This window comes from Priestia sp. ST2 (assembly GCF_055810735.1).
In genome coordinates, this window is the sequence record NZ_JBVVNT010000003.1 from 800459 (window position 1) to 815227 (window position 14769).

At 33.4% G+C, this 14769-nt stretch carries 14 protein-coding genes; 4 read left to right on the top strand and 10 right to left on the bottom strand.

The window, feature by feature from the left end; all coding sequences use genetic code 11:
• Nucleotides 1–408: 408 nt before the first annotated feature.
• The 9 genes from AC0KUU_RS16425 to AC0KUU_RS16465 form a co-directional block, all read right to left on the bottom strand.
• Complete coding sequence (locus AC0KUU_RS16425) at nt 409–1356, bottom strand: restriction endonuclease (RefSeq protein ID WP_473452666.1); 948 nt, start codon at nt 1354–1356, stop codon at nt 409–411.
• A gap of 229 nt (nt 1357–1585) precedes the next feature.
• Nucleotides 1586–3022: a restriction endonuclease subunit S gene (locus tag AC0KUU_RS16430; protein ID WP_473452669.1), complete on the bottom strand. Its 1437-nt coding sequence runs from the start codon at nt 3020–3022 to the stop codon at nt 1586–1588.
• Nucleotides 3019–4449: a class I SAM-dependent DNA methyltransferase gene (locus tag AC0KUU_RS16435; RefSeq protein ID WP_473452671.1), complete on the bottom strand. Its 1431-nt coding sequence runs from the start codon at nt 4447–4449 to the stop codon at nt 3019–3021. The genes AC0KUU_RS16430 and AC0KUU_RS16435 overlap by 4 nt, the downstream gene beginning before the upstream one ends.
• 118 nt (nt 4450–4567) lie before the next feature.
• Complete coding sequence (gene hsdR, locus AC0KUU_RS16440) at nt 4568–7774, bottom strand: type I restriction-modification system endonuclease (RefSeq protein ID WP_473452674.1); 3207 nt, start codon at nt 7772–7774, stop codon at nt 4568–4570.
• Nucleotides 7775–7979: 205 nt separating this feature from the next.
• Nucleotides 7980–8486 (bottom strand): hypothetical protein, encoded by a 507-nt coding sequence (locus AC0KUU_RS16445; protein WP_473452678.1) that lies wholly within the window; start codon nt 8484–8486, stop codon nt 7980–7982.
• Between the two features lie 202 nt (nt 8487–8688).
• On the bottom strand, nt 8689–9066 hold the full coding sequence (locus AC0KUU_RS16450) for an HNH endonuclease (protein ID WP_473452681.1): 378 nt from the start codon (nt 9064–9066) through the stop codon (nt 8689–8691).
• Between the two features lie 67 nt (nt 9067–9133).
• Nucleotides 9134–9970, bottom strand: coding sequence for a replication initiator protein A (locus tag AC0KUU_RS16455; protein ID WP_473452685.1), 837 nt, complete (start codon nt 9968–9970; stop codon nt 9134–9136).
• 33 nt (nt 9971–10003) lie between these two features.
• Nucleotides 10004–10168 carry a DUF5659 domain-containing protein gene (locus tag AC0KUU_RS16460; protein ID WP_473452687.1) on the bottom strand — a complete coding sequence of 55 codons (165 nt, stop codon included), beginning with the start codon at nt 10166–10168 and terminating at the stop codon, nt 10004–10006.
• A gap of 29 nt (nt 10169–10197) precedes the next feature.
• Nucleotides 10198–10350, bottom strand: coding sequence for a hypothetical protein (locus AC0KUU_RS16465; protein ID WP_473452689.1), 153 nt, complete (start codon nt 10348–10350; stop codon nt 10198–10200).
• Nucleotides 10351–10941: 591 nt separating this feature from the next.
• On the opposite strand from AC0KUU_RS16465, the gene AC0KUU_RS16470 reads away from it, so the two are divergent.
• Nucleotides 10942–11175, top strand: coding sequence for a hypothetical protein (locus AC0KUU_RS16470; protein WP_473452691.1), 234 nt, complete (start codon nt 10942–10944; stop codon nt 11173–11175).
• A gap of 236 nt (nt 11176–11411) precedes the next feature.
• Here AC0KUU_RS16470 and AC0KUU_RS16475 read toward each other — a convergent pair whose 3' ends face one another.
• Nucleotides 11412–12488, bottom strand: coding sequence for a GTP pyrophosphokinase (locus AC0KUU_RS16475; protein ID WP_473452694.1), 1077 nt, complete (start codon nt 12486–12488; stop codon nt 11412–11414).
• Nucleotides 12489–12692: 204 nt separating this feature from the next.
• Here AC0KUU_RS16475 and AC0KUU_RS16480 point away from each other — a divergent pair, with 204 nt between their 5' ends.
• The 3 genes from AC0KUU_RS16480 to AC0KUU_RS16490 all read left to right on the top strand — a co-directional run bounded on the left by AC0KUU_RS16480 (nt 12693) and on the right by AC0KUU_RS16490 (nt 14764).
• Nucleotides 12693–13019, top strand: a complete 327-nt coding sequence (locus tag AC0KUU_RS16480) for a hypothetical protein (RefSeq protein ID WP_473452697.1) — start codon at nt 12693–12695, stop codon at nt 13017–13019.
• A 268-nt stretch (nt 13020–13287) separates the two neighbouring features.
• Complete coding sequence (locus tag AC0KUU_RS16485; RefSeq protein ID WP_473452700.1) at nt 13288–13953, top strand: hypothetical protein; 666 nt, start codon at nt 13288–13290, stop codon at nt 13951–13953.
• 397 nt (nt 13954–14350) lie between these two features.
• Nucleotides 14351–14764: a hypothetical protein gene (locus tag AC0KUU_RS16490; RefSeq protein WP_473452703.1), complete on the top strand. Its 414-nt coding sequence runs from the start codon at nt 14351–14353 to the stop codon at nt 14762–14764.
• Nucleotides 14765–14769 lie beyond the last annotated feature (5 nt).

Sequence of the window (14769 nt, forward strand, 5' to 3'; positions counted from 1 at the left end):
GTTTCATTATACTTTAATTCTTCTATATGCGCTCAAGATTTAATATAGCATTGATTTGTCAAACAAAAGAGAAAAGCCGCTCTCTTATTAATAAGAAAACGGCTTTGGTATGAGCGATGAGGGATTCGAACCCCCGACCCCATCCCTGTCAAGGAATGGAAATCTAGAAGGGGTTAAAATTGGTCTCAAAACGCTGACATACTAACACTTCGTACATTTCATTGACTTCATTATAACTGCTTGATTGAAACACTTCAACTAATTTTTATTAAATTTTCCCAGTATTAATCCCGATAATTTGATTTACAAAAATCCAGCTTAAAGATGGATTTAAATGTAAACTTCTTATAAATTTTTTATTTTACGAGAAAAAGCAATAGCCATAACAGCCATTGCTTTTTCAACTTTTCACTCTTCCACGAAATAATCCAAATCTAGTTTCTTTACTTCGTATACTTTCTCAACAGATACTCCCAAGCCAACTTCAATCATATATTGGGCTAGTTGCTGTCCATCAATTAAAACAATATTTTTGTTTGGTAGTAGTTTAACGTACTCGTAAGCATCTTTTGAGAAGGAAGACGTAGTTATAAAAATTCCATTGTTTCCTCCAAACCCATCTAACGCTCCAGCAAATTTTTGAATTTCTGGTCTACCGATAATAGTTTCTGACCAACGTTTAGCTTGTACAAAAATTTTATTTAAGCCCAAAGAGTCAGCATTAATAATTCCATCAATACCACCATCACCAGTACGTTTAGTGTTTTGTTTTGCTGTTTCTTTAGAACCACCGTAACCTTTTTTTACAAGTAACTCCAACACTACATCTTCAAATTTAAAGAAATCCATTTCCTTTAATTTTTCTAAAAGTTCATCAGCAACAATGATGTTTAGCTCTTCAAATGATTGTTCAATCATTTCATATGGTGTACTCGTAGGCTCTTCTTGAGTTTGTTCAATCACTGCAACTGAAATATTAACTTGGTCTTTTGGTTCGTTAATACTTTTCTTTTTACTTCTCTCAAGGAATGCTTGAAAAGCAGGAATTTCTTCTAACATTGAGGTATCAATTTTGTCGGGGTTTCCTGCTAAGACTTCTTTACCCAGTTCTGAGATTTGAAATTCACCGCGTTTAGGGAAATCAATGAAACCAGCTATTTTCATATAGAATTTCGCCCAATGCACTCGGTCATTAAATATATTCTTCCCACTTGGTAAAGTTGCATTTTTTTCTTCTTCAGTTAACCCGAAATAATCTTGTAATCGCTCTACACAAACTTTTTGTGTATAAACACCTCCATCCGACATCAATTTTAATAATGGTAACCTTACTTCATCGTGCTTTGGAATTGCCATATCTTTTCTCCTCCTCACTTTTATTTTTTGTGTAATTATTAAATTCGTTATTATGTAATTGTCTACAGTATAACCCTTCGAAAGAAAAAAAGATACACTTTTTCAGAAAATTTATTATATTTAAATAATTCTATTTACATATGTAAACAGGTTCATAATAAAAAACCGTTTTCTAATATAATAAAAACCAGAAAACGGTTTTAGACATTTTATGTTCATTATTTATTGCTTACTTTAATTGTTCCTGAAGAACTTTTTTTAATAATTCAAGGGCATTTTCCTCATCTGGGTCATTTGTTCCAAGTTCACCTCGGAATGCTTTAACTAATATAGACTTTTTTAATTCCTCACATACTTCAAGAGTATTATTTAAATTCTTCTCAGCTACTTCAAATTTTTTGAAAGCCATTTTTATTTTACGAATAACTTCATATTGTTCATCTAACGATGGAATTGGCACCCATACGCTTTTAATGTCATTTAGCCCTAAACCAGCTTTAGTGGCACCTCTTTGGAGTCTATCAAATTGCATTTTCCCTCCATTTCTAGATGATAAAAACCACGCGATATATTCAATACAATAGCCACTAACAGGTCTCGCTAATGCAACATGCTGATTAATATAAGCCTTTGGAAATTGTTTTGGAACTACAGCAATTCTGCCAATATCCGCAGTTATAGATACTAAAATATCTCCTTCTTGCACAAGTGTTCTAATTCCTTCCGTACCTTCGGGAGGAATTACTTTTTTTGGGTTAGTTAAGTCAATATCAATTGAATTGTGATTTAAATTACCTACTCTTATAAAAAAATCACCATCATCACTATAGTATTTAGCCCATCCTCTTGAACCACTAGTTACGAATTCAAATAAATTATTAGACAATATCCATTTCCAAGAATCGGGTATATTATGCTCAAGTATTGAACTAGTAGCTGCTACGTCGTTACTGTTAACACCTACTTCGTTCATTCCTTCTGATGACTCCATTTTTTTTGAAACATTTTCTTCTCGCCACTTCTTTGTTAACTCTCCACGAAATGCCCTATCTAAAATAGCTGCTCGACGAACTTCAAATGTTTCCTTAACTTCTTCAATTAACTGCTTTGCCGTTTCAATTTTATTTAAAAGTCGCTCCACTTTTTCAGTAATACGTTGTTGCTCTGTCAAAGGCGGTAAAGGAATCGGCATATTATTCATTTGTTTTTGAGTGAGCTTTAATCTTGTAGTTCCACTTACATAACCAATAAAGTTAAACTGATTTAAATAATGTAAAAGATATTTATTACCAATCGAACCAAAATTAGATTTCAAAATATGAGCATGATTATTAACCCAAGCTTTTCCGCTAATCATATAAGCTTTATTTTTAAATGGATGAAGAAAGGGTGCGCCGTCTTCTCCCAATATGACTAATTCATCATTGGTTAGAAAATCATCTATCCATCCCACTTGACCAGTAGCTCCGTAATAAGGTATATTTCCTTCTCTTTCAGCTCTTTCTGTAGCATTAATCGGTTTTCGAAACTTATCTAAACAGACGGCAAAATTGTTTCCTATCTTCACCCATATCCAATTTTCTGGTAGCTGATATGGATGCTCATCCTCTCCCAGTACAGCTCCTTCTAATAAATCTTCAATGGTGGCCTTCTTTTTCTTGCTCATCTTTTGACCACCTCAGATTCTTCTACAACTCGAAGTTCTTCGACAACCTCGTTTAATAAATCCATTGCTTGTTGGAGTTTCTTAATTGCCTCTTCTGCTGATTCAATTGGTTCTGGTAAGTTTTCATAAGATGATAAAGATTCATCTGCGATTAAACCAATATCTAAACTGTCGTTCTTCTTTTGGATTTCGTTTCGAGTAAACATATTCCAACGCTCATCTTCTACTTTAGAACGGTCTGCAGCAACATATGCTTTCATAAAGTTCTCAAAGTGTGCCGTTGTTAACTGATTACGCTTACCGAACGAATCCATGTTTGTACGAAGGTCATATACCCATACATCTTTCGTATTATCTTGGTCAGTTGTACATCTTGTAAAGAATAATACATTCGTTTTGACACCCTGTGCATAGAAAATCCCTGTAGGTAAGCGTAAAATTGTGTGTAAGTTACATTTATTCATTAAGTCACGACGAATCTGGACACCAATTCCACTTTCGAATAGTACATTATCAGGTAATAAAACAGCCGCACGAGCATTTCCATCATCTTTCAATGCGTTATAAATTAATTGTAAAAAATTCAACTGTTTATTTGAGGTTTCAAATGTTAAATCATCACGAGATACACGCTCTCCGCCTTTTTTTGTACCAAAAGGGGGATTCGTTAAAATGACATCAAAACTCTTCATCCATTTTCCGTTACTTGATAAAGAATCTCCTTGTTCTAACCGTCCTTCCATGTTATGGAGTAAAGCGTTCATTAAAGCAAGGCGATGTGTTCCTTTTACAAGTTCCATTCCAGTAAATGCTTCTTTCTTTTGAAACTCTGCTTCTTTTGGGTCTAAATCGAAATAATCATCTGTTTTATTTTTTAGATACTGGTCTGCTGCAATCATGAAACCAAAAGTTCCAGCTGCTGGGTCATTGCACCGTTCACCAGGTTTTGGGTCAATTAACTGGACCATAACGTCAATTAATACACGAGGAGTAAAGTATTGACCTGCACCTGATTTTGTTTCACTCGCATTTTTTTCTAACAAACCTTCATATAAATTTCCTAATCCTTCTTCTTTGGCATTGTACCAGTCAAGAGCATCAATTGATTTAATAATTTTTTCTAAATTTTTTGGTTCTACAATACTAGTAGAAGCATCACTGTAAATTTGACGTAATTTATCATTTTCACTACTTCCTAATTTAAGTAACAACTCCTGATAAAAGTTTTTTAACTTTGTACCTTCCTTTTCCAATAAATCATTCCATCGGTATCCTTCTGGAATAACTGCTTCAGTTCGTTGTTCTTTCATCATTTTTAAAAATAATATATATGTTAATTCGGTGACATATTGTTGATATGTAATACCGTCATCACGTAAAACATTACATAGATTCCATAACTTTTGAACAATTTCTTGGTTATTCATTTCTTTGCCTCCTGCGATGCTTGAATGTTTATTTTAAAACAATTTTTATTGTTTATCTGTTTAAGACGAACCTTTTAATTATAACTCAAAAAAGTGCCTCAATGAAGAGGCACGAATTCTAACTAATATATAAATTCTCATTAATAGTATTCACAACATTGTCAATGTGGTCACCAAACTCACGCTTCAGCATTTTATAACCACCTCGACTAATGAATGGCTCTTCTGAAAAAGCATCCTGAGGTGTTGGTGCTAGCACAGGTACTTGAAGTAATTGCTTTTCAATTCTTTCTAACCATTTCTTTTGTCTTGGCGTCCAGTCATTCAAAGAATATACTTTCTGCATCGCTGTTTTAATACGAGTATCATGGTCAACAAGCGCTTCTCCTAATGCTGCTTGACGAATAAAACTGATAATATCTGCGGCAATATCTTGATTCTTTGTCTGCTTCCACGCCGTTCGCAAGTGTGACTGTTTGAAACCTTTCGTTTCTAAGATTGTAATTAACTCTCTTAAATCTTGCCTTGTTAAGTCCTTTGGACGTGTACAAACAAGTTGAAGTGCAGGAATTTCGTTTATATTCTCTTGAATGAAACGAACAAACCCATCTAAGTAATCTTCTGGACGACTATTTCCTTCACCATATCCGCGTACCACACTTGTTACTTCATCTTCTTTATTAGAAATATATCGCTTTTCACCTTTTGCTCGATAAGCTTCAATGTAATTAAACAATATAGAATTCTGTTTCGCTTCTTTTGAAGTATATGATTGAACTTCTTTAGCCCACTCATCAATACTTTTTCCATTCGATAACTCTTCAAACTTTTGTTTGCCTTCTTCATTTAATCGCTGTTTACGACGTTGAATCTTCGCAACCAACTGGTCACGATAAAACTCTTCTTCTTCTTCTGTCGTAGCATTTGCCAATGACTCATGAAGTTGACCAATGCTATAATTTTGTTGCTTGACCACTGGTTTCATATCTGTATAACTTTTCAACTTATCATAAATTCCTACTGCATCATAAATATTGAAATGCGTCTTACCGATATCAGGACAAAGTCGAGTAGCACGTCCCAGCATTTGGTCATAAAGAATACGAGATTGTATACGTCGTAAGAATACTAAATTTGTTATGGTTGGAACATCAATTCCAGTTGTTAACAAATCAACTGTGACAACAACATTGGGAAGACGTTCATTCTTAAATTTTTTAATTAAATTCAATGGTTGATAACTCTTTCCAGTAATCTTAACTACCGCATCATCTTCTACTTCGTCACCACGCTCTTTAAATGCTTGCTTTAACAAACGCACGACAGTATCTGCATGGTCGTCAGTAGCCGCGAATATAAGCGTCTTTTCTTTACTTGTAGGGTCAATATAATCTACGAGTTTGTTTAGTATCGCCTTGTTAAAAGGTTCTGTAATAACTCGTTTATTAAATTGTTCTACTTCAAAATGAACGTCCTCTTCCATTTTTTCTAATTGGATTTTACCCTTATCTACGTCAAACACTTCTACTTCTTCATCTTTTTCAAAACTAATTCCCATTTCTGAAAGTTCTGTTTTGAATAGATATGGAGGTTCATGGTCAACTAAATACCCATCTAATACTGCCTCACTATACGAGTATTTAAAGATTGGCATACCAAAGATTTCAGTTGTATGAAGTGCAGGCGTCGCTGTTAGTGCCAAACATGCCGCGTCAAAATAATCTATAACACGGCGGTACTGGCTCACATAATCGTTTTGGTCTCTGAATACCAATTCTTCGTCAGACATCTCACGGTCACTTGTATATCCACGATGTGCTTCATCCACGATAATAAAATCATATTGTCCAACACTTGGAACTGTGTCACTTTCACTATAAAAAAGTCGTTTCACCATTCCTTGTACCGTTGCAATTTGCACTTTTGTTTCTACTTCTGGAGTGATATCTTTTAATGATTTTACATCGTAAATATCAGCAAATGAATAACCTTCAATTTTTGTATCTTTTAGAGCATCATCTGTTTGTTTTCCTAATGAACTACGGTCTACTAAAAAAAGAATACGACGGCATTTTTTGGTTTTAATTAAGCGATACATAAGCGCAATTGCTGTACGAGTTTTTCCAGTACCTGTCGCCATTGCAACTAGCATTCTTCTTTGACCTTCTTTTAAACTATTTTCTGCTGAGAGAACTGCACCTTGTTGATAATGTCTCAATCCAAACTTTGTAATATCTTCTTCTTCGAGAAGTCTATCTGCATCTTTATCATCTTGACTAAGAAGTAATTGTAAATCTTCTGGTGAATGCCATCCCTCTAAGGGACGAGCGTGCTCTAATGGTTTACGTGAATCCCAAAACCATATACCCGACTGTTCTTGTAATTGTCTTAAAAATGGTCGACCATTGGTTGCATACAAAAACGGTACTTTGTATTCTCCTGTTGTAGGAGTAATTATTTCTTTATCAATTAGTTTTACATTCTTTGCGTAAGTTTTGGTTTGACTTTCTAACACTCCAGGAATATTTTTCTTTTGTGCTTTTGCCTCGATAAGGCCTACCAGTTCTAATCCAACAAAGAGTGCATAGTCAACTCTACCTCCATCAACTTTCCATTCAGCAATTGCCATATTTTTATTTTTCTGTGGCAAAGTACCTTTTGTATAATGATTAAGGTTTGTTGTATCTACTTCCCATCCTGCTAAACGTAACTTTTCATCAATAATAGTACGCGTTTCTGCTTCAGTTAATTGCTGACGACGTATAAAGTTTTTAGATTTCTTCTTACGCTCTGTCTTAATACTTTCATGTTCTGCTTCTGCTTTCTGACGAGATTTTTCTAACTCTTCTTCTAACTTCTTATATTTATCTTCGTATTCTTTTTGTAATTTTTCTATATCTACGTTCACTTGTTCTTGGGGTTCCATGTATTCAGGAGCTTCAAAGTCCCAATCCCCGTAAACTTCCATAAACCAAACAGATAAACGAAATACCAATTGTACTAATGCTTTTGCTTCCTCTGTTTTACCGTAATCTGCCTCGTGTGAAGCTTGATTTCCTTTACGACGTAGCGCTTCAAAAATATCAAGTAACTCAGGTTCAACTAGACCTTCACGACGCAGTGTATTAATTCTATCTACTTGCCTCGTATCATATGTTTCTCGTATATTTTCAGATGCTAAAATAAACTTCGACAGGGTTTCTCCAAACAAACGAAGTTTCATTAAGGTTGTATGTGGGTCTTGATATAAATTCTTTTCTGCAGTTTCTCCTAAATTGGCGAGTACATCCCATTTCCCACGAAAAAATGAAAAGTTAGTGTTCATTATTATCACCGTTTTCATAGTAGTATTTATGTCTATTATACTATGAGTAAGAAAAACTTTCTAAATATATGGAAAGTACACCCATTAGTATTTCCTAATGAAGAATAAAACACCCCCCTGTACCGCCAAAGAAAAAAAGTAAAGGAGACAAAAGGACAGGAGGGTGACGAACGTAAGAAAACCTCATCCCCATTACTCAAATTTTTCATCTAATACGTTTTGACATTTCTAATACCTCCCATAACGGATTCTCTTCTACTGGTTGCTGATTGTTTATTTCTTCGAGCTTTTTCTCCTCAATAGCCAATCTAGCCATATCGTTTGCTAACCGTAATCGTTGATTTAACGGTATACACAACAAATTCATGTGTGCCGTTATGGATTTCTCATAGGCGTGAAGACGTCTTTCAAGTGAAGCTGCTCGTTCGTCGAGTACGTCCATTTCATGAAGTACTTCATATAATTCGTTGTAGTGATATAAATTTATAGATAGTATCGTTAATGATATTGAATCAGCCTCAGTAAAATTTTCGTTAAGGGCTGCAAACCTTTCGAAAATTGCTTTCTGTTCTTCATTCAAATTCATGAAAAAACAGGGTTCTGGTTTACTTTTTAGATTGGTAACAACTTGCGCTTCTGCTTTTTCTCTTGCTTGTCTTTCTGCTTTTGACATTTTACGTGTCATTTGTTTAACAGATTTTGTAGGTCTCATTTTTAAATATTTCTCCTTTTTTTCAAGTTATGGGGAACAATTTTTTTGGTGTTAACCACCCCTTAGTCCATTCGTTCCCCTCCTATTTTTTCTTAGGAACACAGGGGGCCTATCTCAAAAAATTCTAAAGTTCGGGAATCCGTTTTTTTCTTGCTGACCACCCCTTAATCCTTCCCTGCCTACTTCAAGATAAAAACGCCTGTCATAATGTCGGCATTTCTAATCCTGGGGCTTCATATTCGAAATCAAGCTTATTACTGGTTCCTAGCTCTAAGTTACAATCACGACAGACCGTTATCAGATTTGATTCGTCATAAGCTAACTCAGGGAAATCACGCCATGATTTGATATGGTGCGCTTGCAGGTTATCGAACACCATCCAATCATATTTGATACGACAACGTACACAATGCGCTCCGTCACGTTTAATGATTTGCTTCCTGAGCTTTTGAAACTTCCGAGTACTGCTTGGGTGTTTCGTGTGTTCTCCATGTTTATACGCTGTTCCCGTTCCTTTACACGAGCATTCATCGCCTCGTATCACTAAAAGGCAATACTGACAAAATACAACTGTTTCCATAATTAGTTTCTCCGTTTTGTTTTATTGATTGAATGTTCTGTTATTTTTGAATATTAATATTCAAAAACTATATCCCCATTTCAACTTGTTTAACTTCGTAGTTCTTATGAGCATGATTTAATATTTTTAAATCTGTTACTTTAGGAAATTTCTTTTTTAAATCCGTTTCTTTTAAACTACCATCCGACATTTTTTCTACCAGTACAATTGAATAAAATCCTGTCATTGATGACCGTTCCTCCACGTATTTTTCAACAATGATTGGTCTCTCTTTCGGTTCGGGAATCTGTTCTTGTTTAGACTCAATTCCATCAGGCGTATTGTTTGCTTCTTCACGTTTAACAACATCGTAATGAGCAGTATCTTGAATAGTATCTGATTTACGTTGCTCTTCAAGTTGCTCATTTTCCGTTTCACGTTTGGTAGATTTGTTGCTATTTTTACGCTTTTTAAATCCGTCTACAGTAGATTTCATTTCATTTGTAGCGCCATCATTTGCTAGATACATTTCATCTGCGCCTTCATAAACTGGTGCCATTACATAATATTCGGTAGTACTGCTATTTCCATGTTTTTTGATTGCTAGTAAACCTGTGTTAAACAGTCCTTTTCTTTTCGTTAAAGTACGGTCTATAGTCGATACATCTACCCCGATTGCTGTAGCAAGAAAACTGTAAGATGCTTCAACATACGCTCGTCCTTTTTCATCAACTTGTCCTTTATGAACTGCTTTTTTCGTCATATCCCAAAGTTCTTGATAAATCAATTTTTCTGTTGGATTTAATGCTTTACGGTATTTATCACCTTTTACAATTACTTTTGGTGTCGTATAGTAAACACCTGTTGCTTTTTCTTTGTCGTTAAGCATCTCAATGTATGCCTTTGTGATATATTGTTTTTTCATTGTCCGTTATCCCCAGTCCGTTTTGTTTTTATATTATCGTGTACGTTGTGCCAGTAACTCATTTAATTTTTCATTTTGTTCAAAGATGAAAATGGTAGCATCTTTATTTTTTTTATCGCGAGTGATTTCAATTAAATTCGCTCCGTTTTTATATAAATAATTTGCTACCTCAGGTTCAAAAATACGTTTCTTACTCATAATGAACAATCTCCTTTAAGTTGTATTGTTTATCGGTTTAAACCTTTAATGATAAGAATTTCAACAGCTTTTGATTCAGTAACGTCACCGTTATCGTGGGCGAATTTAAGTACTTGTTCCTTTAAACTTGGTCTTACATTCGTTGCAAGTCGCTCCGAACGTTTTTCTTTATTTACTTTCATTTAAAAATTTCCTCCTGTTAACCTCGTATATAACATATATACACACTGTGGGTCAGAGTAAAGAGCACTGACACACTTTTTTAAAATAATTGATAGTACATTATACTGTGAAACTTTCCGATGTAAAGGCGATTAATGAAATTTTTTATATTTATTTTTTCTTCATTATATGGACTAAAGAAATTATCAAAAGAACATGACAAGAAAGTGAGCGTATGCGAATCTTTCTTATATATGATTCTTATTAAACATTCTTATTTGTGCCTCAAAATGAGGTAGCAATCTGCCTCAAAATGAGGTCGCCTTTCATATAGCCCAACTCAAAATGAGGACAGTTTAAATTACATTATCAACCTCAAAATGAGGTGAGTTAGTCGCTAAGCAACTACCTTTTGTAATTTCCCTAATTTGACCTACTAACTGCTATTTATGTTTGTCTTACTATAAGGACGTAAGAAAATTATGGGAGGAATTGCTGAATGAACAATCTTATAGTCAAACTTGCGAAGACATATTCAAACGGACTTATGGAGCAAATTTATTTCATGAAACTAATCAAAGAAACCGTGGCAGAGCTGAGAGGAAATTGTAATGAATAAGGGACTTATGAAGAATCTAGTAAAAACTTCAACTACATATAAGGAGAGAAGGGGCAGGGATGACCGAGCAATATTTGAAGCGTTCCTTTACGGTGTTTTTAATGAAAAAAATATGAATGATATAGTGATACAACATTTATCATTGCTTGCAGAAGTACTCGCAGAAAAAAGACGAGTAGATTTAATAGATGATATTACATTCGCAAATTCAAACGCTGCTAGCTAACGAGCTTGATTTGTATTTACCAGAATTAAATTGAATGATTAATAAGAAGTAGTTAAAACTACTTCTTATTACATTTTTAAGTGTTTAATGAAATATTATTTATCTGTACGGGCAAACTTTGCAATGAAGCATAGCATCATTTTTATAAATATACATTTGCCCTACTCTGTACAATTTAATTTAAGAATCAAACAAAATTCTTAAGTATTTATCCCCTTCTATCTTACATCCAATATTTATAGATTTACAGCCAGCACATTATATTTTTTCATAATTCCATCAATATCTAGTCCTTGTGCTTTATAAAAATTGTAGGAATCTTGGTCTAGGGCCCAACCAGACATCCATGATTCAGAAAAATATTTATCTGCATCATACAGTATCATCGCATCTCTCAGTATACTTAAAAATGTTTGATTTGAATCATATTCAAATTTATCTATATTATCTCCTATTACCTGTTCAAGGTCACCTAAAGTATTGATGCCAAATGCCGTTAACTCTTTAATTATGTCTTTGGTACCTTTCATATATGATTCTTTCATTTTTCCTTGTTCAATCATTCCTTGTTCCATCATATCTTTAAATTTTATTTTCATATATGCAATAAGTGACGTACTGTTAATTTCTGCTTCTAAATTGCCCTGACTAGCTTCACTTATAACGTTATTTTGATAGTTATCTATTTCTTTTGCAATTGTATCAAATTCACGGTCTACTAGTTCCAAAGTGGCTGCTGCAAGTGAAAACCTTCTATCAATATCATTATCTACTGGCAACTTTCCTGTGAATTTATAACTTCTATCATGAGAAACATCTGCCCAGGCATGCTCTAAAATAGTTCTAATTTGTATTTCAAAGCACATTCCCTTAAAATTAGAAAATTCAGGTAACTCCAATCTGTTTTCTTTTAATTCTGCCACATAATGTACTGACCTATACCCAACTTTATCTTTCCCTAGTTCTTTACCTTTATCAACACTATTAGACTCATCAATATCAAAGAGTGGCTTAATTACGTTACAACATTTTTCTACATCTGAACGTACAAATGCGATTACTCTAATCCCTGCAAAATCCTTAATCTCCTTTACCGGGTCAATATATTTATTTTTGCTAGCTTTATCAATAAAACTATCTACGTCTTTAGCTCTACTACTAATTGAATAAACTTCTATTTTAGATTGGTTTAGTACATCTTTAATAATTCCTGCAACTTTTCTAGCTAAATTTTCATATAAATGCCTTTGCTCTGTATACCATTTGGATAGTTCATTAACATCCTTGGATTTTTTGACTTCCCCAACTGTCATATAATTATATTCCACCTTTATCAATATATTTAATAATGTTAATTCATAACCTTATTTTGCATTAATAAATAAAAAAAGGAAATATATTTTTATAAAATTGATTAATTAATTTAGCTCTAAAGATGTATTTTTTTGAAATTTGTAGAAGGTTTATAGGAAAAAGAATTGAAGTACTAAAGTTGTATAAGAAAGGCGGGGAATAATATGAATATCGAACAAGAATTAAAAGATTGGTTAAATCATTACGAAAAGGAAAAAACTACTATAGAAGAGAACATTAAAAGAGTAGAAGAAAAAAGAAAATTACTTCAAGTTAAACATGGTATTGCTTCCAGAGCTAAAGAACGTTTGTCTCATAAAGCAGAAAAACGTGAAGAATTTTTCAAAAAACATATTGAAAAATTAGAAAAAGATTATTACTACATTGTAGACAATCATAAAGAAATCCTAGAAAGAAATCGCCAAGATTTAAAGTATGTAGACGCAATGATTACTGAGATTAAAGCAACTATCTCAGAGTACAGCGTATAATTGAAAAAGCATCCCATCAAGGGATGCTTTTTATTTTATATGCTCCTACATCATCAGTTCCGTGCTAGCTTAATCATTTCATGGTGTTAAAACATTCCTTTTATTGTAAAAACAAAAAATTTTGGTCTTCTTCCTTACATTTTATTTTTTCACAGTATAATAACCGTGTGATGAAAAACGAACAAACAAAACTGTTAGAGAAATTGTAAGATTTTTGATGACTCTTTCTTAATAAATAAAATTGGAAAATTATTTGGAGGAAACTACAATGACACAAACTATAGAAATGAATAACGCAATAGAGGAAGTTAAATTACAGGAAAAATTGTATCCTATTCGTGAAAATTGGCATTTATTAAAACCATATTTAAATGATGAAGATGTACAAGCAGTTCTCAATGAAGCAATGACTGATTTTTGTTTGGAGCATCCACGTTGGGACGGAAAAATATGGACACCAGGAGATGCGCCTTGGGATTACACGACAAGTTGTTATTGGGATGACCGAATTTTTGATGCTGTTCAAGAAGATAAAAATTTTCAAAAAGAACAAGATGAGTTGTTCCAAAAACTTTATGGCTCAAATTCAGATGACGAAGACGATTTATGGAATGAATTGCTTAGCACTGAAGAATACCAAGCTTTGGACAAAAAATATTACGATAAACATTCTCCACAAGAAGGCACTATTGATTGGTATAAGTTCATTCATGGTTGTCATTGGATTAATCAGTTTACAGCTGCTTTAGTATCTAAAGCATTAAATGTAGAAGCTTTTGTTTATGAAACTACTACACATACATGTGCAACATTTGTAAAAGACAATGTTGTTTACTATGTAGATATTCAGCTTGACTGGAAAAACTTACAAGAACTACTTGATTTCATGGGTGAAGAGGTTGATTTTTATTCTGTTTTTGATGAAATCCAATAGAAGTAGCTTAACGGCTTCTTCTATTCCTATTTATTTCGATGTAAATATGGCCATATATTCGTTATACTATCGATTTCGACGCCAGTGAAAGTTTAATAATTTGATATTCAAACCTTTACAATCTATCAGAAAACACAACGTCGATACGTTCTGAGCGTCTGATTTTCTCAACTATAGATAATTGAATATTAATATTCAAAAGCATAAAGGTGTTTACATTCGTCAACACGGACATTCGATTCATTTTTCAAAAATATCTATACATACCGTGTTAATAAGTGTAATATAAACTTATCAAATCGGAAATTCGACAATAAATGACAAAATGAATTGTCGACAATTACATAATAAAACCTCCAAATTTCTAATTAAAAAACTTTTACGGAGGAAATGTAAGATGACAAATTTTGAAAGAGTTTATGCAACAAAAGAAGAGCAAGAGAAAATGCTTCAAGAGGTTGAAAAAGCGCTGATTGAAAAAGGTTATGAGTACGAGTATCGAAACAATCTGTTCTTTGTTGAAGAAGAATTAGATTGGGTCTTACAAAAATCTATTTTAGTCAATCCAAGCGTATTAAAACCGAACGAAGAAAACGGAATGCTTTACATGATTCAAATTTTTGACAAAGAAGGCTACCATTTTATTGCCAATCTTATCATGCAAAATGACGAAGGCGTGGAAGAAAACTTTAGATACAGAGATTTTACACCGCCTACTGTCGAAAGCGTAATTAATTTTATTGAAGATTACGACAAACGTTTTTCTCAATTGGAAGAAGAAAAACTAATTCAATACGGATGTATTTGCTAAAATAA

Coding starts and splice junctions, on each gene's coding strand:
- AC0KUU_RS16425 (WP_473452666.1), bottom strand. CDS start 1,356: ATGGCAATTCCAAAGCACGATGAAGTAAGGTTACCATTATTAAAATTG.
- AC0KUU_RS16430 (WP_473452669.1), bottom strand. CDS start 3,022: ATGAGCAAGAAAAAGAAGGCCACCATTGAAGATTTATTAGAAGGAGCT.
- AC0KUU_RS16435 (WP_473452671.1), bottom strand. CDS start 4,449: ATGAATAACCAAGAAATTGTTCAAAAGTTATGGAATCTATGTAATGTT.
- hsdR (WP_473452674.1), bottom strand. CDS start 7,774: ATGAACACTAACTTTTCATTTTTTCGTGGGAAATGGGATGTACTCGCC.
- AC0KUU_RS16445 (WP_473452678.1), bottom strand. CDS start 8,486: ATGAGACCTACAAAATCTGTTAAACAAATGACACGTAAAATGTCAAAA.
- AC0KUU_RS16450 (WP_473452681.1), bottom strand. CDS start 9,066: ATGGAAACAGTTGTATTTTGTCAGTATTGCCTTTTAGTGATACGAGGC.
- AC0KUU_RS16455 (WP_473452685.1), bottom strand. CDS start 9,970: ATGAAAAAACAATATATCACAAAGGCATACATTGAGATGCTTAACGAC.
- AC0KUU_RS16460 (WP_473452687.1), bottom strand. CDS start 10,168: ATGAGTAAGAAACGTATTTTTGAACCTGAGGTAGCAAATTATTTATAT.
- AC0KUU_RS16465 (WP_473452689.1), bottom strand. CDS start 10,350: ATGAAAGTAAATAAAGAAAAACGTTCGGAGCGACTTGCAACGAATGTA.
- AC0KUU_RS16470 (WP_473452691.1), top strand. CDS start 10,942: ATGAATAAGGGACTTATGAAGAATCTAGTAAAAACTTCAACTACATAT.
- AC0KUU_RS16475 (WP_473452694.1), bottom strand. CDS start 12,488: ATGACAGTTGGGGAAGTCAAAAAATCCAAGGATGTTAATGAACTATCC.
- AC0KUU_RS16480 (WP_473452697.1), top strand. CDS start 12,693: ATGAATATCGAACAAGAATTAAAAGATTGGTTAAATCATTACGAAAAG.
- AC0KUU_RS16485 (WP_473452700.1), top strand. CDS start 13,288: ATGACACAAACTATAGAAATGAATAACGCAATAGAGGAAGTTAAATTA.
- AC0KUU_RS16490 (WP_473452703.1), top strand. CDS start 14,351: ATGACAAATTTTGAAAGAGTTTATGCAACAAAAGAAGAGCAAGAGAAA.